The sequence below is a fragment of the Micromonospora costi genome (genome assembly GCF_003626655.1).
In the GTDB taxonomy this organism is placed as follows: domain Bacteria; phylum Actinomycetota; class Actinomycetes; order Mycobacteriales; family Micromonosporaceae; genus Micromonospora; species Micromonospora costi.
This window is the reverse complement of the sequence record NZ_RBAN01000003.1, coordinates 178,764-199,823: the sequence shown is the minus strand read 5'-3', so window position 1 is coordinate 199,823 and position 21,060 is coordinate 178,764. Positions and strand designations below refer to the sequence as shown.

Here is a 21,060-nt window from a genome sequence, read left to right as displayed (position 1 = left end):
ACCTCGACCAGCGACGGCGGGTCGCCGGTCAGGACGCGCGGGGGCGGGTCTTCGCGCGGAGCATCTCGCGGTCGGCGACCTCGAAGGCGATGCTGAGCGCGTCGCGCAGCGTCGCCCCGGTGCCGGAGACCTCCGCGAAGCCGATGCTCACCCCGACCGGGGTGCCGGGTACCAGCGCCTCCCAGTCCTCCCCGGCCACCGCCGCGCCGATCCGCCGCGCCACCTCGGCGGCCTCCGCCATGCCCGCTCCGGGCAGCACCACCACGAACTCGTCCCCGCCGTAGCGGGCCACGAAGTCGCCCCGGCGCATCACCCGGTTGATCACCCCGGCGATGCGCTGGAGCACCAGGTCACCGGAGTGGTGCCCGTGCCGGGTGTTGACCGCCTTGAAGCCGTCCAGGTCGCAGACACCGATCACCACCGGCTCGCCGCGGGACACCACGCTGGCGATGTAGCGCTCCAGCCGGCGCCGGTTGGGCAGCCCGGTCAGCGGGTCGGTCAGCGCCTCGCCCTCGTAGCGGGCGGCCTCCCGGCGCATCTCCTCGTGGTCAATCCGCGCCGCGATGCCGTCGATGTAGACGTCGCGCAGCCGGTCGTTGCGCTGTGCGGCCAGCCGGAACGCCAGCCGGTCGGCCCGGTGGGCGGCGGCGTGGTCGCCGGCCCGGGACAGCGCGATGCTGCGCAGCCGGGCGCCCTCGGCCGCGCCGAGGGTCTCGCTGGAGACCCGGACGGTGTCCAGCCGGGCCACCGCCTCGATGGGCCGGCCCGCGGCGATTGCCAGGCAGACCTGACCGAGGTCGCGCATGTCCCGCGCCCGGGCGCTGTCCCCGCCGTGGGCGAGCAGCCGCGCCGGGTCGGCCTCGGAGTCGGTTTCCAGCCGGTCGCCGAGCGCGGCCCGGCGGGCGGCGGCGTAGCCGTACGCGGCCAGGCTGCTCGGACGCAGCTGGCTCGCCCGGCCCGCCCGCAGGAACCGGCCGAGGTCGGTCGCCACGTCGCGCAGCACGCGCAGGCAGCCGTCGCTGTCGCCGTTGTGGTCGAGCGCCACCGCGTTGCGCAGCCGGATGCCGGGCGCCGCGAACGTCTCCTCGGGTATCCCGGCGGCCAGGCCGAGCTGCCGGGCGCGTTCGATGGCGCCCAGCGCGTAGCCGTGGAAGCTCAGGTACGAGTAGGCCATCGCCAGGTCGTGCCAGCCCCAGGCGGTGTCCCGGTCCGGGTCCTCCACGGCGCCGAGCGCGCGGGCGGCCTTCACGAGGTGGGTGACGCACCGGTCGAGCGCACCCTGGTGGTGGGCGGCGAGCGCGGCCAGCGCGTTGAGGTGCCCGTGGAGGTAGGGCTCGGCGAGGTCGCGGACGGCCGCCGACGCCTCCTCGATGGCCCGGGTGAACTCCGCCGTGCGGCCGAGATTGATCAGCGCCGAGAGCCGCTGCACGAGGGCGTCGGCCCGGGTGCGGGGATCGGTGGTGGTGGCCAGGACGCGTTCCAGCACGGTGTACGCCTCGGCGGACCGGCTGGCCTCCTGCAACGCCCGCGCCTGCGTCAGCGCGTCAACCTGGTCATCGACCCGGTCGAGCCAACCCACCAGCGACCTCCTGTCGGCGTGCGTCTGGACGCACCCGCTCGTGACGTGACCCGCGACGCCTCATGATTATGTCGTGACCATCGAGCCGCAACACCCCTCCGAAGGGACGAACCGGAAACGACCCTCGGCCGCCGTGGCGCAGGCGGCCCGCCGACTCGGCGAGGCCGGTGTCGAGGCGGCCCGGACGGAGGCGGAGTTGCTGGCCGCGTACGTGCTGGGTGTGCCGCGGGGCCGGCTGGCGCTGGTCGACGGGTTCGACGCCGGTCAGCTTGCCACCTTCGACGCGCTGGTGGCCCGGCGGGCCCAGCGGGAGCCGTTGCAGCACCTCGTGGGCAGCGCCGCGTTCCGGCGTCTCGAACTGGCCGTGGGGCCGGGCGTCTTCGTGCCCCGCCCGGAGACCGAGCTGCTCGCCGGCTGGGGGATCGAGCAGGGCCGGGCGCTCGCGCGGGGCCGGGGGCCGGAGGAGCTGCTGGTGGTGGACCTGTGCAGCGGTTCGGGAGCCATCGCGCTGTCGGTCGCCCAGGAGCTGCCGTCGGCGCGCGTGGTGGCGGTCGAACGTTCCCCGGACGCGCTGCGTTGGCTGCGCCGCAACGCGGCCGACCGGGCGGCCGCCGGGGACCGGCCGATCGAGGTGGTCGAGGCGGACGTCACCGCACCGGACCTGCTGGCCGACCTGGCCGGCCGGGTCGACGTGCTGCTCTGCAACCCGCCCTACGTGCCCGCCGACACGGTGGTGGCACCGGAGGTGGCCGGGTACGACCCGGCGGAGGCGGTGTTCGGCGGCGTGGACGGCCTGACCGTGATCCGTCCGGTGGTCACCCGGGCGGGTGCGCTCCTGCGTCCCGGCGGGGCGCTCGGCATCGAGCACGACGACACACACGCGGCGGACGTGCCCGCGCTGCTCGTGGCCGACGGCCGGTTCACGGCGGTCACGGCCCACCGGGACCTGACGGGACGGCCCCGATTCGCCACCGCGTCCCGCCGGTCGGACGGCCGCCGAGCCGGCCCCGGGTCGGCGTGGCAGACTGGCTCCTCGTGATGCTCTACGACTGCCGGTCGCCCGCCGACCGGGACCGCGGCATCGCCGCGGCCATCGAGGCGGTCAAGAACGGAGAACTGGTCGTCCTGCCGACGGACACCGTTTACGGCATCGGCGCGGACGCGTTCACCCCGTACGCCGTGAAGGCGCTGCTGGACGCCAAGGGCCGGGGCCGGCACATGCCGCCCCCGGTGCTGATCGGCAGCCGGCACACGCTCGACGGCCTGGTCCTGTCGCTGCCCCGCGCGGCCCGCGACCTGGTCGAGGCGTTCTGGCCGGGTGCCCTGACCATCGTGGTCGAGCACTCGCCGAGCCTCCAGTGGGATCTCGGCGACAAGAGCGGCACGGTGGCGGTACGCATGCCGCTGCACCCGGTGGCGCTGGAGGTGCTGCGGGAGACCGGTCCGATGGCGGTCTCCTCGGCCAACAAGACCGGCCAGCCGGCCGCGCTCACCGCCGAGGAGGCCCGCGACCAGTTGGGCTACTCGGTGCGGGCGTACCTGGAGGCCGGCCCCTGCCCGGATCCGGTGCCCAGCACGATCGTCGACCTCACCGGCGAGGTGCCGCAGGTCCTGCGCCAGGGCGCGATCCCCATGGAGAAGCTCCGCGACGTGGTGCCGGACATCGTCGAGGGGGTCTAGGTGCCGCCGTTCACCGTCCTGCACGTCTGCATGGGCAACATCTGCCGGTCCCCGATGGCGGAGCGGCTGCTCGCCCTGGCGGTGCGGGAGCGGTTGACGCGGCGCGGGCTGGACCCGGCCGGCGCCGACGGGCTGGTGCACAGCCACAGCGCCGGCACCGGCGGGTGGCACGCCGGCGAGGAGATGAACCCGCCGGCGGCCCGGCAGGTCACGGCGCGGGGCGGCGACGTGGAGGGCTTCGCGGCGCGGAAGCTCCGCTCGGAGCACATCGACGCCGCGGATCTCGTCCTCACCGCCACCGCGGACCAGCAGGAGTACGTGGTGGCGCTGCGTCCCGACGCGGCGGCGCGCACGTTCGTGCTGGGCGAGTTCGGCCGGCTGCTGGGTGCCGTGGACACGGCCGGGCTGCCGGCGGCCGAGGCCACGCCGGACGCCGTGCACGCGCGGGGCGTGGCCCTCGTGGCGGCGGCGCACGACGCGCGCCACGGCGCGACCCCGCTGGCGACCGACGACCTGGACGATCCGTGGGGTCGGGGCGACCAGTGCTTCAGCCGGGTGGCCGACGAGATCGAGGAGACCGTTCAGCCGCTCGCGGTCGCCCTTCTGCCCTGACGCGTCCCTCCTCGCGAATTTCCTCCGGGTTTAGGGAAAACCAGCGGCAAACGGGGCTTTCCGGGTCATTCTGAACGGGTCCTAGCGTGACCGGCTCCTGCGGGGAGAGCTGATGATCCGGGCCCATCTCGACAAGGTGTTGACCGTGCTGATCGCCGGCCTGCTGGCCGGACTGGTGCTGGCGGGGGCCGCGCTACCGGTCGCGCTGGTGTTCGGGATCGGCTTCAGCGCGCTCTCCACCCCCTACTCGGAGCTGCCCAACACGCTGCGGACGCCACCCACCGCCCAGCGCTCCAACCTCTACGCCAACGACGGCACCACGCTGATCACCTCCTTCTACCAGGAGGACCGGGTGGACGTGCCGCTGCGCGACGTCGCACCCGTGATGCGGCAGGCCATCGTCGCGGCCGAGGACGTCCGGTACTACCAGCACAGCGGGGTGGACCTGCGCGGCGTGGCGCGGGCCTTCACGGTCAACCAGCGCGACGGCGAGACGCGGCAGGGCGCCTCGACGCTGACCATGCAGTACGTGCGCAACGTGCTGAGCAGCGACCCGCGGCTCTCCGAGGAGCAGCGCCGGGCCGCCACCGAGGTCTCCACCGCCCGCAAGGTCCAGGAGATGCGCTACGCGCTCGCCCTGGAACGGGAGCTGAGCAAAGAGGAGATCCTCTCCCGGTACCTGAACATCGCGTACTTCGGGGCGGGGGCGTACGGGATCGCGGCGGCGAGCAAGCGGTACTTCTCCAAGTCGCCCGCCGACCTGACCCTGCCCGAGGCCGCCCTGCTGGCCGGGCTGGTGCGCTCGCCGCACACCGACGACCCGATCAACGGCGACGCGGACGCCGCCCGGGAACGCCGGACGTACGTGCTGGACCGGCTCGTCGAGACCGCCCAGGTGCCGCCCGACCAGGCGGCGCGGGCCAAGGCCGAGCCGCTGGACCTGCGCCCCAGCCAGACCCCGAACGACTGCACGGCGGTGCCCGCGGCACACAACGACTGGGGCTTCTTCTGCGACTGGTTCACCCGGTGGTGGAGCGCCCAGTCGGCCTTCGGCGCCACGGCGGACGAGCGCCAGCGCACCCTCCGGCGGGGTGGCTTCTCGATCGTCTCCTCCCTCGACCCGGCCGTGCAGCGCGCCACCGTCGAACAGGTGCAGCGCGTCTATCCCACGGCGGACCCCCGCACGGCGCCGACCGCCGTGCTGCAGCCCGGCACCGGCCGGGTGCTCGCCATGGCGGTGAACCGCACCTACAGCGTCGCCGAGAACCCGGACGGGCAGGAGAACCGCCCGAACACGGTCAACCAGCTGGTCGCGGGCGGGGGTGCGATCCAGGGCTACCAGGGCGGCTCGACGTTCAAGCTCTTCACCATGCTGGCCGCGCTGGAGTCCGGGCTGCCGCTGCAGACCGAGTACGACGCCCCGGGCCGCCTCGTGACCCGGTACCCGGTGACCGGGCCGGCGAGCTGCGGCGGCCGGTGGTGCCCGGAGAACGCCTCGGCGTCCATGGGCGGCCGGCAGAGCATGTGGACGGCCTTCGGCCGCTCGGTCAACACGTACTTCGCCTGGCTCACGGAACAGGTCGGCGCGGACCGCGTGGTGGAGATGGCCGAACGGCTCGGCATCGTGTTCCGGGCCGACTCGGACGCGCGGCTGGCCCGCTACGGCGCGAAGGACTGGGGCCCGTTCACCCTGGGCGTCTCGGCCACCACCCCGCTCGACCTGGCCGGCGCGTACGCCACCGTGGCGGCGGAGGGGACGTGGTGCGCGCCCCTGCCCGTGGTGTCGATCACCGACGCGGGCGGGCGGCCGGTGACCGCCGCGAAGCCGGACTGCCGCCAGGTGCTGGACACCGACGTGGCGCGGGCGGCCGCGGACGCGGCCCGCTGCCCGGTGGGGGACCAGTCGATGTACGGCCGGTGCGACGGCGGCACGGCCGACGGGCTGCGCACGCGGCTGGGCCGGCCGGTCGCTGGCAAGACGGGCAGCTCGGAGGGGTACGCCACGGAGACGGTGGTCGCCTTCACGCCGCAGCTCACGGTCGCCACGATGGCCGCGAACCCGGACGACCCCCGGGACGCGGTCGGTCAGGCGGTGCAGTCCCGGCTCGTGGAGGCCGTCGGCGAGGTGCTCTCGTTCGCCCTGCGCGACGAGCCGGTGCGTGACTTCGTGCCGCCCAGCGAGCGGACCGCCTTCGAGGTCACCGGGGCACGGACGGGGAACTGAGCGCCGCGGCGTCGTGCTCCGCCCCGCGCGCGATGTTGCGGGCCATCCCACCGAACACGACGGCGTGGAACGGCGCCACCGCGCCCCAGTAGGCGTGCCCGGCGAGCCCGCGCGGCAGGAAGACGGCCCGCTGCTGGTACCGGCTGCGCCCGCCGTCGGCCGGCAGCGCCCGCATCTCCAGCCAGGCCCGCCCGGGCAGTCGCATCTCGGCGCGCAGCCGCAGCAGCCGGCCCGGTTCGATCTCCTCGACCCGCCAGAAGTCCAGCGCCTCGCCGACCTGGAGCCGGTGCGGGTCGCGCCGCCCGCGGCGTAGCCCCACGCCGCCGACCAGCCGGTCCAGCCAGCCCCGCAGTGACCAGGCCAGCGGGAACGAGTACCAGCCGTGCTCGCCGCCGACCCCCTCGATGACCCGCCAGAGCGCCTCCGGCGGCGCGTCCACCACCCGCTCGCGCATGTCCGTGTACGCGGTGCCGCCGGACCACGACGGGTCGCTGGGCAGCGGCTCGGCCGGCGCGTCCGGGACGCTCGCGGTCGACCAGCGGGTCTCCACCTGGGCGTCCCGCACCCGGGCGAGGGCCAGCTCGAGCGCCCGGTCGAAGCCGGTCAGCCCTTCCGGCGGGTCGGGCACGAACGTGGCGATGTCGTGCTCGCGGGCCACCGCCTCGTGGATCAGGCTCTCCACGAGCGGCCGGGCGATCGCGTTCGGCACCGGGGTCACCATCCCGACCCAGTACGACGAGAGCGTCGGGCTGAGCGGCCGGACCGGCAGGATGATCCGCCGGCGCAGCCCGGCCACCCGGGCGTAACGCTGGATCATGTCCTGGAAGGTGAGCACCTCCGGCCCGCCGATGTCGAACCCGCGGTTCACCTCGGGCGGCAGGGTGGCGCAGCCGACCAGGTAGCGCAGCACGTCCCGGACCGCGATCGGCTGGATCCGGTTGCGTACCCAGCGCGGGGTCGTCATGGCCGGCAGCCGCTCGGTCAGGTACCGCAGCATCTCGAACGACGCCGAGCCGGACCCGATGATGACCGCCGCCCGGAGCACGGCCGTCGGCACGCCGCTGTCGAGCAGGATGCGACCCACCTCGGCCCGGGAGCGCAGGTGGGCCGAGGCCGCGTCGTCGCCGTGGGCCGGCTCCGGCCCACCCAGGTAGACGATCCGGCGTACGCCCGCGGCGCGCGCCGCCTCGGCGAACTCCTGCGCCGCCTCCCGGTCGGCCTTCTCGAATCCGGCCTGGCCGAGCGAGTGGACCAGGTAGTACGCCACCTCCACACCCGCGAACACGGGCGGCAGCGTCTCCGGCCGGCGCAGGTCGCCCTCGGCGATCTCGACCTGCGACGCCCACGGGACGTCGCGCAACCGGCCGGCGTGGCGGGCCAGGCACCGCACGCGGTGCCCCTCGGCCAGGAGGCGGGGCGCCAAGCGCCCCCCGATGTAACCGGTCGCGCCGGTGACCAGGCATCTCACGGTCTCCAGTCTGCGGCCCCATAGACTGCTTCGTCGTGGACACCGTGACGAGCACCTTCTGGGGGCCGGATTTCGACGAGCTCCGGGCCACCGACCCCGAGATAGCCGGGGTGGTGCTCGGTGAGCTGGACCGGCTGCGCGGCGGGCTCCAGCTGATCGCCAGCGAGAACCTCACCTCGCCGGCGGTGCTGGCCGCGCTCGGCTCGACGCTCACCAACAAGTACGCCGAGGGCTACCCCGGGCGGCGCTACTACGGCGGCTGCGCCGAGGTGGACCGGGCCGAGGAGATCGGCATCGCCCGGGCCCGCGAGCTGTTCGGCGCCGACCACGCCAACCTCCAGCCGCACTCCGGCGCCAGCGCGAACCTGGCCGCGTACGCGGCGCTGGTGCAGCCCGGCGACACGGTCCTCGCCATGGACCTGCCGCACGGCGGGCACCTCACCCACGGCAGTCGGGTGAACTTCTCCGGCAAGTGGTTCGCCACGGTGGGCTACCGGGTGCGGCGGGACACCGAGCTGATCGACTACGACGAGGTCCGGGACCTGGCCCGCGCCCACCGGCCGAAGATGATCATCTGCGGCGCCACCGCGTACCCCCGGCTGATCGACTTCGCCCGGTTCCGCGAGATCGCCGACGAGGTCGACGCGTACCTCATGGTGGACGCGGCGCACTTCATCGGGCTGGTCGCCGGGCGCGCCATCCCCTCGCCGGTGCCGTACGCCGACGTCGTCACCTGCACCACGCACAAGGTGCTCCGGGGCCCGCGCGGCGGCATGATCCTCTGCCGGGAGTCGCTGGCCCAGCGCGTCGACAAGGCCGTCTTCCCGTTCACCCAGGGCGGCCCGCTGATGCACGCGGTGGCCGCCAAGGCGGTCGCGCTGCGGGAGGCCGCCCAGCCCGAGTTCCGGGCGTACGCCGAGCAGGTGGTCGGCAACGCGCGGGCGCTCGCGGCCGGGCTGGCCGCGGAGGGGATGCGCCCGGTCTCCGGCGGGACCGACACCCACCTCGCCCTCATCGACCTGCGCGAGACCGGGGTGACCGGCGCGGACGCCGAGGCGCGGTGCGACGCCGCCGCGATCACGCTGAACAAGAACGCCATCCCGTACGACCCGCAGAAGCCGATGGTCGCCTCCGGCATCCGGGTGGGCACGCCGAGCGTGACCACCCAGGGCATGCGGGAGGCGGAGATGCGGCAGGTGGCCGCGCTGATCGCCCGGGCGGTACGCACCGACCCCGGTGCCCCGGGCGGCACCGACGAGCTGGCCCGGATCGGCGCCGAGGTGGCCGACCTCGTGGCCGCGTTTCCGGCGTACCCCCGTGGCTGAGCCCGCGGCCCGGGCGGCGGACGCGGCCGAGGACCGGAGCTGGCGTCTGCGGCACCTGCCGGTGCTGCTGGTCGCGTCGGCTGTGCTGGCCGCGGCCGCCGCGGTCGTCGGCGGGGTGACCGGTGGGGCGGACGCCGCGCTCGGCGCCGCCGTCGGCGTGGCCGTCACGGTGGTCAGCTACACGCTCACGACCGTGGTGCTGGCCTGGGCCGACTCCCGCGACTCGCAGCTGGTGCTGCCGTTCGGCCTCGGCCTCTACGTCGCCAAGTTCACCCTGCTCGGCGCGGTGATGGTCGGGGTCGCCTCGACCGGCTGGCCCGGCCTGATCCCGATGTGCCTGGGCATCGCCGCGGGCGTGGTGGTCTGGACCGGCATGCACATCTGGTGGCTGACGACGGTCCACGCCCGGCGGGCGCAGCGCTGAGCGATCGGGGCGTCTCACCTTTCGGGCGGCGCGCCGATGTGTCCGTGATCGGTCATTCTCTCGCTGGCGGAAGGGGAGTAGCGTGCCTCCAGACGACTTCGCCCACCCGTGTCCCACACAACCAGGTTGTGCGGGGGGTGAGGCACAGCCTCGTGTACTCGACTGATATCGTTCGCCCCGTCATGGCCGGTGACCAGAAACCCCCCAACGCTGGCGGCCCGGGCGACGTTCCGCCCGGTGCCGGTCAGGGTTGGACCGCGCTCAGTTACCTGATCGCGGGCATGCTCGTGTGGGGCTTCATCGGCTGGCTGGTCGACCGGTGGCTGGAGACCGGTGGCGTCGCCACCGGGATCGGGATCGTGCTTGGCATGGCCGGGGGGATCGTCCTGGTCGTCCGCAGGCTCGGTACGCCTCAATAGGAAGGGACGCGGTGTTCGGACAGTCGAACGTCCTGGCACAGGGCGAGGTCAATTTCCCACCCAGCGTGGAGGACTTCTACCTGCCCAGCATCGCCCCGTGGGGCGCGCACAACAACTACTGGTTCACCAAGATCACGCTCATGGTGTGGCTGGCGGTCGGGATCCTGATCCTGTTCTTCCTGCTCACCTACCGCAAGCCCCAGCTCGTACCGACCAAGAAGCAGTGGCTCGCCGAGTCGATCTACGGCTTCGTGCGGAACAACATCGCGGTCGACATGATCGGGCACCAGGGGGTGCGGTTCGCGCCGTACTTCACGACGCTCTTCTGCTTCGTCCTGCTGACGAACTTCTTCGCGATCGTGCCGTTCTTCCAGATCTCACCGAACTCGCACATCGCCTTCCCGGCGCTCCTCGCCGCGATCAGCTACGTGCTGTTCAACTACGTGGGCATCAAGCAGCACGGCTTCGTCAAGTACTTCAAGAACGCGCTGGTGCCGCCGGCGCCGTGGTACATCCTGCCGCTGCTGATCCCGATCGAGGCGTTCTCGACGTTCCTCGTCCGGCCCTTCTCGCTCGCCGTTCGTCTCTTCGCGAACATGTTCGCCGGCCACATGCTCCTGCTGGTCTTCACGCTCGGCGGCTTCGCGATGCTCAACGCCAACGCCCTGCTGGCGCCGGTCTCGGTGGTGTCCTGGCTGATGACCATCGCGCTGACCTTCCTCGAGTTCCTGGTGATCGTCCTGCAGGCCTACGTCTTCACGGTGCTGACGGCCAGCTACGTGCAGGGCGCGCTCGCCGAGGAACACTGATCCACCTCGCACCAACCGTTGTCGTCCCGCGTGACCGTCACGCGTGATAACCAGGAGGAACCCACTAATGGACATCGTCGCCGCGGTAGAGGGCAGCACCGCCGCCATCGGCTACGGCCTCGCCGCCATCGGCCCGGGTATCGGCGTCGGCCTGGTCTTCGCCGCCTACATCCAGTCGACCGCCCGGCAGCCGGAGTCGTCCCGGATGACCCTGCCGTACGTCTGGATCGGCTTCGCCGTCATCGAGGCGCTGGCCCTGCTGGGCGTCGCGTTCGGCTTCGTCTGGTCCGGCGCCTGATCCCGTCTGAGTAGACCGGGAGGTCTTCCATGTTCCTGCTCGCCGCAGAGGGTGGTGAGACGACCCACAACCCGATCCTCCCGCTCTGGCAGGAGATCGTGGTCGGTGGCATCGCCTTCATCGTGCTCTGCTTCGTGCTGATGAAGTTCGTCTTCCCGCGGATGGAGCAGACGTTCCAGGCGCGGGTCGACGCCATCGAGGGTGGCATCAAGCGTGCCGAGGCCGCGCAGGCCGAGGCGAACCAGCTGCTCGAGCAGTACCGCGCGCAGCTCGCCGAGGCACGCACCGACGCCGCCAAGATCCGGGACGACGCCCGGGCCGACGCCGAGGGCATCCGGCAGGACATCCTCGCCAAGGCGCGGGAGGAGGCCGACCGGGTCATCCAGGCCGGCAAGGACCAGCTCGCCGCCGAGCGGGCCACCATCGTGCGCGAGCTGCGCGCGGAGGTCGGCACCATCGCGGTCGACCTGGCCAGCAAGATCGTTGGCGAGTCGCTCGCCGACGAGGCGCGTCGCAAGGGCACCGTCGACCGGTTCCTGAGCAGCCTCGAGAGCACGGGGGCCCGCTGATGCAGGCCGCCAGCCGGGAGTCGTACAAGATCGCGGCCGAGCGCCTCGACGAGTACGTCCGCGGCGCGGAGCCGTCGGCGGTGGCCACCACCGCCGACGACATCCTCTCCGTCGCCGCCCTGCTGCGGCGGGAGCCGCGGCTGCGCCGGGCGCTCTCCGACCCGGCCCGGTCCGGCGAGGACCGGTCCGGGCTGATCGAGGGGATGCTCCGCGGCAAGATCGGCGCGGACGCGCTCGCGCTGCTCACCGCGCTGGTCTCGGGCCGTTGGTCGGCGCCGTCGGAACTGCTCGACGGCGTCGAGCGGCTGGGCGTGGAGGCGCTGCTGGCCAGCGCCGACTCCGCCGGCGAGCTGGGCGAGGTCGAGGACGAGCTGTTCCGTTTCGGGCAGGTCGTCGCCGGTTCTCCCGAGCTGTCCAGCGTGCTGTCCGACCCGATGGTCCCCGCCGACCGGCGGGGGACCCTGGTCGACCAGCTGCTCAGCGGCAAGGCCAGGCCGGTCACCGCCTACCTCGTCGGGGTCGCGCTCGCCGGCTTCGGCGGGCGCTCCTTCACGGGGGCGCTCACCCGGCTGGTCGAGCTGGCCGCCGACCGGCGGGACCGGCAGGTCGCGTACGTCACGGTGGCCTCCCCGTTGAGTGACGAGGAGGAGCAGCGGCTGGGCGCTCGCCTCTCCGCGATATACGGTCGGGAAGTATCCGTCCGACAGACGGTGAACCCCGACGTCCTGGGTGGCGTGAGCGTGCGGGTCGGCTCCGACCTGTACGACGGCACCGTCCTGCGCCGCCTCAACGAGACCCGCAACGCGCTCGCGAAGCGCTGACCGGCTCAGCCGCACAGCGCCCTGAACGACAGACGCCACTCGGACCGGTCGGTACTAGGTATCCCGGGCCCCTGATACATAAGGAAGCAGAGGATGGCCGAGCTGACCATCTCGACGGAGGAGATCCGCGGCGCCCTGGAGCGCTTCGTCTCCTCCTACTCGACCGACGTCTCCCGCGAGGAGGTCGGCACCGTCGCTGACGCCGGCGACGGCATCGCCCACGTCGAGGGCCTGCCCTCGACCATGACCAACGAGCTCCTGGAGTTCGAGGACGGCACGCTCGGCGTGGCGCTGAACCTGGACGTCCGGGACATCGGTGTCGTCGTCCTCGGTGACTACAGCGGCATCGAGGAGGGGCAGCGCGTCAAGCGCACGGAGCGGGTGCTCTCCGTGCCGGTTGGCGACGCCTTCCTCGGCCGGGTGGTCAACGCGCTCGGCCAGCCGATCGACGGCCTCGGCGACATCACGAACGAGGGCTACCGGGAGCTGGAGCTCCAGGCCCCCAACGTGATGTCCCGGCAGTCGGTGTTCGAGCCGCTGCAGACCGGCATCAAGGCCATCGACGCCATGACCCCGATCGGCCGTGGCCAGCGCCAGCTGATCATCGGCGACCGCAAGACCGGCAAGACCACGGTCGCGCTGGACGCGATCCTCAACCAGCGGGACAACTGGCGTTCCGGCGACCCGAAGAAGCAGGTCCGCTGCATCTACGTCGCCATCGGCCAAAAGGCCTCCACCATCGCCTCCCTCAAGGGGACGCTGGAGGAGGCGGGCGCCATGGAGTACACGACCATCGTGGCCTCCCCGGCGTCCGACCCGGCCGGCTTCAAGTACCTGGCCCCCTACACCGGCTCGTCCATCGGGCAGCACTGGATGTACGGCGGCAAGCACGTCCTGATCGTCTTCGACGACCTGAGCAAGCAGGCCGAGGCGTACCGGGCCGTGTCGCTGCTGCTGCGCCGCCCGCCGGGCCGCGAGGCGTACCCGGGTGACGTCTTCTACCTGCACTCCCGGCTGCTGGAGCGCTGCGCCAAGCTCTCCGACGAGCTGGGTGGCGGCTCGATGACCGGCCTGCCGATCATCGAGACCAAGGCGAACGACATCTCGGCGTTCATCCCGACCAACGTCATCTCGATCACCGACGGCCAGATCTTCCTCGAGACCGACCTGTTCAACCAGGGCGTCCGGCCGGCCATCAACGTCGGCACCTCGGTCTCCCGGGTCGGCGGCGCCGCCCAGGTGAAGCCGATGCGGAAGGTCGCCGGTTCGCTCCGGCTCAACCTGGCCCAGTACCGCGAGCTGGAGGCGTTCGCCGCCTTCGCCTCGGACCTGGACAAGGCCTCCCGCGCCCAGCTGGAGCGCGGTTCCCGCCTGGTCGAGCTGCTGAAGCAGCCGAACTACTCGCCGTACCCGGTGCAGGAGCAGGTCGTCTCGGTCTGGGCCGGCACCGAGGGCAAGCTGGACGACGTCCCGGTCGGCGAGATCCGGCGCTTCGAGTCGGAGTTCCTCCAGTACCTGCGGCACAAGAACGCGGGCGTGCTGGCGGCCATCGCCGACAACAAGTGGGACGACGACATCATCGGCTCGCTCGAGTCGGCCATCACCGAGTTCAAGCAGGTCTTCCTCGGCCGCGAGGACGAGCGCCAGATCAACGAGGCGCCCGCCGCTCCGCTGGAGGGCGAGGAGAACCGCGAGACGGTGACCCGGTTCCGTGACGGTGCGACCGACCGCCCGGTCGAGAACCAGTAAGGGCTGACCCATGGCGGCCCAGGTACGCGTTCTTCGTCAACGGATCCGCTCGGCGAAGTCGATGAAGAAGATCACCAAGGCGATGGAGCTCGTGGCGACGAGCCGGATCGCCAAGGCCCAGGCCCGGGTCGAGGCGTCCCTGCCGTACGCCCAGGCCATCACCGGCGTGCTCACGGCGCTGGCGTCCAACGCGCGGATCGACCACCCGCTGCTCACCCCGCGCGAGCGGGTGCGCCGGGCGGGCGTCCTGCTGGTCACCGCCGACCGGGGTCTGGCCGGTGGTTACAGCACCAACGCGATCCGGACGGCGGAGTCGCTGATCGCCCGGCTGCGGGCCGACGGCAAGGAGCCGGTGCTCTACGTCGTCGGCCGCAAGGGCGTGACGTACTACCGGTTCCGCAACCGGCCGATCGAGGCGAGCTGGACGGGCTTCTCCGAGCAGCCGGCGTTCGCGGACGCCCGCACGGTGGGCGAGACGCTGATCAAGGCGTTCTCGGCCGGTGCGGACGACGTGGACGGCGGCGCCGGGGCGGACGGGGTGCTCGGGATCGACGAGCTGCACATCGTCTACACCGAGTTCCACTCCCTGATGACGCAGACCCCGGTCGCGAAGATCATCGGCCCGATGCAGGTGGAGGACCGCCCGCGGTCCGAGGGCCTGCTGCCGGCGTACGAGTTCGAGCCGGAGGCGGAGGCGCTGCTCGACGCGCTGCTGCCGAAGTACATCAACACGCGGATCTACGCGGCGCTGATCGAGTCGGCGGCGAGCGAGTCGGCGGCCCGGCGGCGCGCCATGAAGGCGGCCACGGACAACGCCGAAGAGATGATCGAGAAGTACACGCGTGAGATGAACTCGGCCCGCCAGGCCGGGATCACCCAGGAGATCAGTGAGATCGTCGGCGGCGCGAACGCGCTGGCCGCGTCGGGAAGTGAAGTGTGATGACTGCCCCAGTAGAGACCAAGACGGCCACGGGTCGCGTGGTCCGGGTCATCGGCCCGGTCGTCGACGCCGAGTTCCCGCGCGACGCCATGCCGGACCTGTTCAACGCCCTCAACGTCGACGTGACGCTCTCCGGCGGCGAGAAGACGCTGACCCTCGAGGTCGCCCAGCACCTGGGCGACAACGTGGTCCGCGCCATCTCGATGCAGCCGACCGACGGCCTGGTCCGCGGCTCGGTGGTGCGTGACACCGGCTCGCCGATCACCGTGCCGGTGGGCGACGCCGTCAAGGGCCACGTGTTCAACGCGATCGGCGAGGTCCTGAACCTCACCGAGGGCGAGACGCTCGAGGCCGACGACCGTTGGCAGATCCACCGCAAGGCCCCGGCCTTCGCGGACCTGGAGCCGAAGACCGAGATGCTGGAGACCGGCATCAAGGTCATCGACCTGCTCGCCCCGTACGTCAAGGGCGGCAAGATCGGCCTGTTCGGCGGCGCCGGTGTGGGCAAGACGGTGCTCATCCAGGAGATGATCACCCGCGTGGCCCGCAACTTCGGTGGTACGTCGGTCTTCGCCGGCGTGGGTGAGCGGACCCGTGAGGGCAACGACCTCATCGCCGAGATGACCGAGTCCGGCGTCATCGACAAGACGGCGCTGGTCTACGGCCAGATGGACGAGCCGCCGGGCACCCGGCTGCGGGTCGCGCTCTCCGCGCTCACGATGGCGGAGTACTTCCGCGACGTGAAGAAGCAGGAGGTGCTGCTCTTCATCGACAACATCTTCCGCTTCACCCAGGCGGGTTCGGAGGTCTCCACCCTGCTCGGCCGTATGCCGAGCGCCGTGGGTTACCAGCCGACCCTGGCCGACGAGATGGGCGAGCTCCAGGAGCGCATCACCTCCGTCCGGGGCCAGGCCATCACCTCCATGCAGGCGATCTACGTGCCGGCGGACGACTACACCGACCCCGCTCCGGCCACCACGTTCGCCCACCTGGACGCGACCACCAACCTGGAGCGGTCGATCTCCGACAAGGGCATCTACCCGGCCGTGGACCCGCTGGCGTCCTCGTCCCGGATCCTCGCCCCGGAGTTCGTCGGCCAGGAGCACTTCGCGGTGGCCACCGAGGTGAAGCGGATCCTGCAGCGCTACAAGGACCTGCAGGACATCATCGCCATCCTCGGCATCGAGGAGCTCTCCGAGGAGGACAAGGTCACGGTCGGCCGGGCCCGCCGGATCGAGCGCTTCCTGTCGCAGAACACCTACGCGGCGGAGCAGTTCACCGGCGTTCCGGGCTCGACGGTCCCGATCAAGGAGACCATCGAGGCCTTCCGGAAGATCAGCGAGGGTGAGTACGACCACTTCCCCGAGCAGGCGTTCTTCATGTGCGGCGGTCTCGACGACCTCGAGCGCAAGGCCGCGGAGCTCATGAAGGGCTGACGCGCCCGTAACGAAAAGGCCGCCCCGGTAACCCCGGGGCGGCCTTTTGTTCATCTTCGGGCCCTATCATCGCCGCTGCTCGGTTCTCCGTGGTCGGCAGTCGCCGGCCACCGGGGTACCGTTCATCGCGCGTTTACCAGGATCAGCGTTGATCGGTGCAACTTTTCAACGACGCGCGCCGTCTTCACAAGAAGAAAGCGGCGTGACGAACGGAGATGCTCGTGGCCAAGGCCGGCAAGAACGGCCGCAAGTCGTCCATCTGGCGGGGCGTACCCCGGTGGGCGCGGATCTGCACCGTCTTCGGGACCGTGCTCATGGTGCTCAGCGGCGGGGTGCTCGTCGTTACCGAGGTGCTGACGGCCCGGTACGAGGGCGCGGTCGGCAAGGCTGACCTCTTCGGTGACCAGGCCGCCGGTGCCCAGCCCCGCAAGAGCGACATCAAGGGTCCGCTCAACATCCTGCTGGTGGGCATCGACCCCCGGAACCCCGAGACGCCGCCGCTGGCCGACTCGATCATGGTGCTGCACGTGCCGTCGTCGATGGACCGCGCGTACCTGTTCTCGATGCCGCGGGACCTCTACGTCGACATCCCGGCGTTCGAGCCGGCGAACTTCCACGGCGAGCGCACCAAGCTCAACGCCGCGATGTCCTTCGGCAGCCAGATCCCCGGCAAGAACCCGGACGCCGCCCGCGGCTTCGAGCTGCTCTCGAAGACCGTGCAGAGGGAGACCGGGATCAAGCGGTTCGACGCCGGCGCCATCATCAACTTCACGGGCTTCCAGAAGATCGTCGACGCGATGGGCGGCGTCACGATGTACATCGAGCGCGAGGTGCGCTCCGAGCACCGCGAGCCGAGCGGACGACACCGCGAGGGCAAGCCGGGCGGCGGTGGCTACATCGGGCCGCAGGCGGTCTACAAGAAGGGCACCCAGCACCTCAGCGGCTGGCAGGCGCTGGACTACGTCCGGCAGCGCTACCCGAAGAACGGCGTGCCCGACGCCGACTACGGCCGGCAGCGGCACCAGCAGCAGTTCGTCAAGGCGATGGCCGGGCAGGCGTTCAGCGCCGACGTGGTGGCCAACCCGATCAAGCTGGACAAGGTGCTCCGCGCCGCCGGGCAGTCGCTGATCTTCAGCGGCCGGGGCAACAGCGTCGTCGACTTCGCGCTCGCGCTGAAGAACATCCGCCCGAACACGATCCAGATGATCAAACTGCCGGGCGGGCCGGTCTTCGACGGCGACAAGTACAAGGGCGAGCAGTTCAAGGCGGGCGTGGACGACTTCTTCACCGCCCTGCACAACGAACAGCTCGACCCGTTCCTGCTGGAGCACCCGGACTTCGTCAACAAGAACAAGTGATCGGGGCCGCTCTCGCCACCCGCGTTGGGTGCGCTGCGGCGGCGGGACTAGAATTTGCCCAACCCGCCGCCGCAGCAAGGAGACAGCGTGGCACAGCAGCTTCACGTCGAGCTCGTAGCCGTCGAGGAGAAGGTCTGGTCCGGTGACGCCGAGATGGTCGTCGCCCGGACGACCGAGGGTGAGCTCGGCGTGCTGCCGGGGCACGCGCCGCTGCTCGGCCAGCTCGCCGAGCCGGGTCAGGTCCGCATCAAGCTTGCAGGTGGCGAGCAGGTCACCTACGACGTGGACGGTGGCTTCCTCTCGGTCAGCGCCGAGGGCGTGACCGTACTCGCCGAGAGCGCCACCCCGGCCTCCGCCGCGCAGGCTCGCTGAGCCGCACCGCCGATGGAGATCGTCGAAGGGATCGGAATCGGCATCGCCGTCGTCCTCGGCGCGCTCCTGATCCTCTTCGTGCGGCGGGCCCTCGTCACCCGTAGCGGTGGCATCATCCGGCTCAGCGTCCGGGTCTCCACCCTGCTCGACGGGCGCGGCTGGTCGCCCGGCTTCGGCCGTTTCGTCGGCGACGAACTCCGCTGGTACCGGATGTTCAGCTTCGCGCTGCGTCCCAAGCGGGTGCTCTCCCGCAAGGGGCTGGCCGTCGAGCGGCGGCGGCTCCCGGAGGGGCAGGAGCGGCTCTCCATGCCGGCCGACTGGGTCATTCTCCGCTGTACCAGTCACCACGCGCCGGTGGAGATCGCAATGGCGCGTTCCACGGTGACCGGTTTCCTTTCCTGGCTCGAGGCCGCCCCACCCGGGGCGGCCTCGCCGCGTCTGGCCTCCCAGGACTGGCCGGCCGCCTGACCCGACCGCGTCCCGACCGGGTGGGCCCGGTCACTCGTCCGGGTACTGAGGGGCGGGGCGCTCACCTCACGTCGGCGACCAGCTCGACCTCGTACCCCTGCCCGTCGGCGAGGTAGCCGGCGTAGGTCTCCGGGCCGCCGGCGTGCGGGTGCCGGTCGGGGAAGAGCAGCGTCCAGCCGTGCGCCGGCGCGGCCGCGACGAGCCGGTCCACCGCCGCCGGCGGACCGGCGTGGAAGGCGAGGTGGTTGAGGCCGGGGGCGAGCCGGTCGTGCCGCCGCCCGCTCAGCGCCGGGGACTCCTCCAGCACGAGGTACGTGGGGCCGAGCCGCCAGGAGCGGCCCGCCGGCCACTCCTGGAAGCGCGTCCAGCCCAGTTCGGCGAGCAGCCAGCCCCAAGCATGTTCGGCGGCCCGCAGATCGGGGACCCACACCTCGACGTGGTGCAGGCCGCCGGTCAGCGCTCGCCTCCCGGGACCCATAGCACATCTCCGGCCGGATTTGCCGTTCTTGCCAGAATAAAGAGCAAATCGGAGAGCCGGTTGAGATACTTGGCCGGGACGCTGCTGGTCCGCTCCGGGTCGTGGCTGACCAGCGCCCATGCCGCACGCTCGGCGCGCCGGGCCACGGTCCGCGCCACGTGCAGCAGCGCCGCGCCCGCGGTGCCGCCGGGGAGGATGAAGGAGTCGAGCTTGCTCAGGCGTGCGTTGAAGTCGTCGCACCAGCCCTCGAGGCGCTCGACGTACTCCTCGGTGACGCGCAGCGGCGGGTACTTCGGCTCCGGCTCGACGGGGGTGGACAGGTCGGCGCCCACGTCGAACAGGTCGTTCTGGATCGACCCGAGGACCGCCCGCAGTTCGTCGTCGAGCTGGCCCAGGGCGAGCGCCACGCCGATCGCGGCGTTGCACTCGTCCACGTCGGCGTACGCGACGATCCGCGGATCGTTCTTCGGCACCTGCTCGTTGTTGTTCAGCCTGGTCGTGCCGGCGTCGCCGGCCCTGGTGTAGATGCGCGTGAGGTGGACGGCCATGACGCACAGCCTACGGATACCGGACCTGACGATCCCGGTGCGGCCGGACGCCGGGTGGCCGGCCACGGTCGGCCCCGGCGACGCCGGGGACACGGCGGTCAACGACGTCGACGTCATCCGCGTCCGCGGTGGCGCCCGGCTGGCCGGCACCGTGCACGTGGTGGGCGCGAAAAACTCCGCGCTGAAACTGATGGCCGCCGCGCTGCTCGCCCCCGGCCGGAGCGTGATCACCAACGTTCCGCGGATCACGGACATCGCCATCATGGGGGAGGTGCTGCGCCGGCTCGGCTGTGACGTCCGGTTCGACGCGGACGACCCGGTGGACCCGATGGTGGCCCGGGGCGGGGTGGCCCGCTCCCGGTCGGTGAGCATCGACGTGCCCGCGCGGCCCGGCACCGACGCCGACTACGACCTCGTCCGCCGGCTGCGCGCGTCCATCTGCGTGCTCGGGCCGCTGCTGGCGCGGCTGGGCTACGTCCGGGTGGCCCACCCCGGCGGCGACGCCATCGGCTCGCGCGGTCTGGACATGCACATCTCGGGGCTCACCCGGATGGGCGCGGAGATCTCCGGCGAGCACGGATTCGTGATCGCATCCGCGCCGCAGGGGCTGCACGGCGCCGAGATCACGCTCGACTTCCCGAGCGTGGGGGCCACCGAGAACCTGGTGATGGCGGCGGTGCTGGCCCGTGGCGCCACGGTCATCGACAATGCGGCCCGGGAGCCCGAGATCGTCGACATCTGCACGATGCTGCGGCAGATGGGCGCGCAGATCTCCGGCGCCGGCACGTCCACCCTGCACATCGAGGGGGTGCCGGAGCTCCGGCCGGTGCGGCACGCCACGGTGGGGGACCGGATCGTCGCCGGCACCTGGGCGTTCGGCGCCGCCATGACCCGCGGCGACGTGACGGTGACGGGCGCCGACCCGGCCTTCCTCGAGGTCGCGCTGGACAAGCTGGTGGCCGCCGGCGGGCTCGTGGAGACCCGGGCGGACGCGTTCCGGATCCGGATGCCCGACCGGCCCGCCGCGGTCGACGTGGTGACCCTGCCCTTTCCCGGCTTCGCCACCGACCTGCTGCCCATGGCGATCGGGCTCGCCGCGGTGAGCGACGGCGCCTCCCTGATCACCGAGAACATCTTCGATGGCCGGTTCATGTTCGCCAACGAGATGATGCGGCTCGGCGCGGACATCAAGACCGACGGGCACCACGCCCTGGTCTGCGGCCGTGACCGCCTGTCCGGCGCCCCGGTGCGGGCCACCGACATCCGGGCCGGCGCCGGTCTGATCATCGCGGGGCTCTGCGCGGACGGGGTCACCGAGGTCTCCCACGTGCACCACGTGGACCGTGGCTACCCGGACTTCGTGGCCGACCTGCGGGCGCTGGGCGTCGAGGTGGAGCGCGGAACCGCACCGGAGGAACCCGACCTCACCATCTGACCCCGATCCGGCTTAGCCATCGTTCAGTCCCGCCTACTAGGGTCTGTT

22 protein-coding genes are annotated in these 21,060 nt (G+C 72.0%); 18 read left to right on the top strand and 4 right to left on the bottom strand.

Annotated features, from left to right (window positions below; all coding sequences use genetic code 11):
• Positions 1-28 precede the first annotated feature (28 nt).
• Complete coding sequence (locus D7193_RS17470; RefSeq protein ID WP_120780595.1) at positions 29-1,579, bottom strand: GGDEF domain-containing protein; 1,551 nt, start codon at positions 1,577-1,579, stop codon at positions 29-31.
• A gap of 73 nt (positions 1,580-1,652) precedes the next feature.
• Between D7193_RS17470 and prmC the strand changes: the two genes are divergently transcribed.
• From prmC to D7193_RS17450, 4 genes are all read left to right on the top strand, one after another.
• On the top strand, positions 1,653-2,618 hold the full coding sequence (prmC, locus tag D7193_RS17465) for a peptide chain release factor N(5)-glutamine methyltransferase (protein WP_120780594.1): 966 nt from the start codon (positions 1,653-1,655) through the stop codon (positions 2,616-2,618).
• On the top strand, positions 2,618-3,259 hold the full coding sequence (locus D7193_RS17460) for an L-threonylcarbamoyladenylate synthase (RefSeq protein ID WP_120781343.1): 642 nt from the start codon (positions 2,618-2,620) through the stop codon (positions 3,257-3,259). The genes prmC and D7193_RS17460 overlap by 1 nt, the downstream gene beginning before the upstream one ends.
• Complete coding sequence (locus D7193_RS17455; RefSeq protein ID WP_120780593.1) at positions 3,260-3,871, top strand: arsenate reductase/protein-tyrosine-phosphatase family protein; 612 nt, start codon at positions 3,260-3,262, stop codon at positions 3,869-3,871. It abuts the gene before it with no gap.
• A 112-nt stretch (positions 3,872-3,983) separates the two neighbouring features.
• Positions 3,984-6,095, top strand: coding sequence for a transglycosylase domain-containing protein (locus tag D7193_RS17450; RefSeq protein WP_120780592.1), 2,112 nt, complete (start codon positions 3,984-3,986; stop codon positions 6,093-6,095).
• Here the strand turns inward: D7193_RS17450 and D7193_RS17445 are convergent.
• On the bottom strand, positions 6,070-7,563 hold the full coding sequence (locus tag D7193_RS17445; protein WP_120780591.1) for an SDR family oxidoreductase: 1,494 nt from the start codon (positions 7,561-7,563) through the stop codon (positions 6,070-6,072). The two genes, D7193_RS17450 and D7193_RS17445, sit on opposite strands and share 26 nt — an antisense overlap.
• Before the next feature lie 35 nt (positions 7,564-7,598).
• On the opposite strand from D7193_RS17445, the gene D7193_RS17440 reads away from it, so the two are divergent.
• The 13 genes from D7193_RS17440 to D7193_RS17380 all read left to right on the top strand — a co-directional run bounded on the left by D7193_RS17440 (position 7,599) and on the right by D7193_RS17380 (position 18,551).
• Complete coding sequence (locus tag D7193_RS17440; protein ID WP_206611924.1) at positions 7,599-8,888, top strand: serine hydroxymethyltransferase; 1,290 nt, start codon at positions 7,599-7,601, stop codon at positions 8,886-8,888.
• Positions 8,881-9,312: a hypothetical protein gene (locus tag D7193_RS17435; RefSeq protein WP_120780590.1), complete on the top strand. Its 432-nt coding sequence runs from the start codon at positions 8,881-8,883 to the stop codon at positions 9,310-9,312. Before D7193_RS17440 ends, D7193_RS17435 begins: the two co-directional genes overlap by 8 nt.
• A gap of 182 nt (positions 9,313-9,494) precedes the next feature.
• Positions 9,495-9,731, top strand: coding sequence for an AtpZ/AtpI family protein (locus tag D7193_RS17430; RefSeq protein WP_120781341.1), 237 nt, complete (start codon positions 9,495-9,497; stop codon positions 9,729-9,731).
• Between the two features lie 11 nt (positions 9,732-9,742).
• Positions 9,743-10,540, top strand: a complete 798-nt coding sequence (gene atpB / locus D7193_RS17425; protein ID WP_120780589.1) for a F0F1 ATP synthase subunit A — start codon at positions 9,743-9,745, stop codon at positions 10,538-10,540.
• A 67-nt stretch (positions 10,541-10,607) separates the two neighbouring features.
• Positions 10,608-10,838 (top strand): ATP synthase F0 subunit C, encoded by a 231-nt coding sequence (locus D7193_RS17420; RefSeq protein WP_120780588.1) that lies wholly within the window; start codon positions 10,608-10,610, stop codon positions 10,836-10,838.
• A gap of 29 nt (positions 10,839-10,867) precedes the next feature.
• Complete coding sequence (locus D7193_RS17415; protein WP_120780587.1) at positions 10,868-11,407, top strand: F0F1 ATP synthase subunit B; 540 nt, start codon at positions 10,868-10,870, stop codon at positions 11,405-11,407.
• Positions 11,407-12,228: a F0F1 ATP synthase subunit delta gene (locus D7193_RS17410; protein WP_120780586.1), complete on the top strand. Its 822-nt coding sequence runs from the start codon at positions 11,407-11,409 to the stop codon at positions 12,226-12,228. The genes D7193_RS17415 and D7193_RS17410 overlap by 1 nt, the downstream gene beginning before the upstream one ends.
• A 93-nt stretch (positions 12,229-12,321) precedes the next feature.
• The gene (gene atpA / locus D7193_RS17405; protein ID WP_120780585.1) at positions 12,322-13,977 is read left to right on the top strand and encodes a F0F1 ATP synthase subunit alpha; all 1,656 of its coding nucleotides are present in this window, start codon (positions 12,322-12,324) and stop codon (positions 13,975-13,977) included.
• Positions 13,978-13,987: 10 nt separating this feature from the next.
• Positions 13,988-14,917 carry a F0F1 ATP synthase subunit gamma gene (locus D7193_RS17400; RefSeq protein ID WP_120780584.1) on the top strand — a complete coding sequence of 310 codons (930 nt, stop codon included), beginning with the start codon at positions 13,988-13,990 and terminating at the stop codon, positions 14,915-14,917.
• A complete protein-coding gene (gene atpD / locus D7193_RS17395) occupies positions 14,917-16,353 on the top strand; it encodes a F0F1 ATP synthase subunit beta (protein WP_120780583.1) in 1,437 nt (478 codons plus the stop codon). The genes D7193_RS17400 and atpD overlap by 1 nt, the downstream gene beginning before the upstream one ends.
• Positions 16,354-16,568: 215 nt before the next feature.
• A complete protein-coding gene (locus tag D7193_RS17390; RefSeq protein ID WP_120780582.1) occupies positions 16,569-17,711 on the top strand; it encodes an LCP family protein in 1,143 nt (380 codons plus the stop codon).
• A gap of 87 nt (positions 17,712-17,798) precedes the next feature.
• Complete coding sequence (locus tag D7193_RS17385) at positions 17,799-18,083, top strand: F0F1 ATP synthase subunit epsilon (RefSeq protein ID WP_120780581.1); 285 nt, start codon at positions 17,799-17,801, stop codon at positions 18,081-18,083.
• 12 nt (positions 18,084-18,095) lie between these two features.
• Positions 18,096-18,551 (top strand): DUF2550 domain-containing protein, encoded by a 456-nt coding sequence (locus D7193_RS17380; RefSeq protein ID WP_120780580.1) that lies wholly within the window; start codon positions 18,096-18,098, stop codon positions 18,549-18,551.
• Between the two features lie 61 nt (positions 18,552-18,612).
• On the opposite strand, the gene D7193_RS17375 is transcribed toward D7193_RS17380, so the two are convergent.
• Both D7193_RS17375 and D7193_RS17370 read right to left on the bottom strand, forming a co-directional pair.
• Positions 18,613-19,029: a VOC family protein gene (locus tag D7193_RS17375; RefSeq protein ID WP_120780579.1), complete on the bottom strand. Its 417-nt coding sequence runs from the start codon at positions 19,027-19,029 to the stop codon at positions 18,613-18,615.
• Positions 19,005-19,577, bottom strand: coding sequence for a cob(I)yrinic acid a,c-diamide adenosyltransferase (locus D7193_RS17370; protein ID WP_120780578.1), 573 nt, complete (start codon positions 19,575-19,577; stop codon positions 19,005-19,007). The genes D7193_RS17375 and D7193_RS17370 overlap by 25 nt, the downstream gene beginning before the upstream one ends.
• Here D7193_RS17370 and murA point away from each other — a divergent pair.
• Positions 19,576-21,012, top strand: coding sequence for a UDP-N-acetylglucosamine 1-carboxyvinyltransferase (gene murA / locus D7193_RS17365; protein ID WP_120780577.1), 1,437 nt, complete (start codon positions 19,576-19,578; stop codon positions 21,010-21,012). The two genes, D7193_RS17370 and murA, sit on opposite strands and share 2 nt — an antisense overlap.
• Positions 21,013-21,060: the final 48 nt, after the last annotated feature.

Excerpts from the sequence above, each read along its gene's own strand:
- D7193_RS17410 (WP_120780586.1), top strand. The coding sequence starts at position 11,407 with ATGCAGGCCGCCAGCCGGGAGTCGTACAAGATCGCGGCCGAGCGCCTC.
- atpD (WP_120780583.1), top strand. The coding sequence starts at position 14,917 with ATGACTGCCCCAGTAGAGACCAAGACGGCCACGGGTCGCGTGGTCCGG.
- D7193_RS17460 (WP_120781343.1), top strand. The coding sequence starts at position 2,618 with ATGCTCTACGACTGCCGGTCGCCCGCCGACCGGGACCGCGGCATCGCC.
- murA (WP_120780577.1), top strand. The coding sequence starts at position 19,576 with ATGACGCACAGCCTACGGATACCGGACCTGACGATCCCGGTGCGGCCG.
- D7193_RS17370 (WP_120780578.1), bottom strand. The coding sequence starts at position 19,577 with ATGGCCGTCCACCTCACGCGCATCTACACCAGGGCCGGCGACGCCGGC.
- D7193_RS17430 (WP_120781341.1), top strand. The coding sequence starts at position 9,495 with ATGGCCGGTGACCAGAAACCCCCCAACGCTGGCGGCCCGGGCGACGTT.
- D7193_RS17415 (WP_120780587.1), top strand. The coding sequence starts at position 10,868 with ATGTTCCTGCTCGCCGCAGAGGGTGGTGAGACGACCCACAACCCGATC.
- D7193_RS17400 (WP_120780584.1), top strand. The coding sequence starts at position 13,988 with ATGGCGGCCCAGGTACGCGTTCTTCGTCAACGGATCCGCTCGGCGAAG.
- D7193_RS17450 (WP_120780592.1), top strand. The coding sequence starts at position 3,984 with ATGATCCGGGCCCATCTCGACAAGGTGTTGACCGTGCTGATCGCCGGC.
- D7193_RS17390 (WP_120780582.1), top strand. The coding sequence starts at position 16,569 with ATGCTCGTGGCCAAGGCCGGCAAGAACGGCCGCAAGTCGTCCATCTGG.
- D7193_RS17375 (WP_120780579.1), bottom strand. The coding sequence starts at position 19,029 with ATGGGTCCCGGGAGGCGAGCGCTGACCGGCGGCCTGCACCACGTCGAG.
- D7193_RS17420 (WP_120780588.1), top strand. The coding sequence starts at position 10,608 with ATGGACATCGTCGCCGCGGTAGAGGGCAGCACCGCCGCCATCGGCTAC.
- D7193_RS17380 (WP_120780580.1), top strand. The coding sequence starts at position 18,096 with ATGGAGATCGTCGAAGGGATCGGAATCGGCATCGCCGTCGTCCTCGGC.
- atpA (WP_120780585.1), top strand. The coding sequence starts at position 12,322 with ATGGCCGAGCTGACCATCTCGACGGAGGAGATCCGCGGCGCCCTGGAG.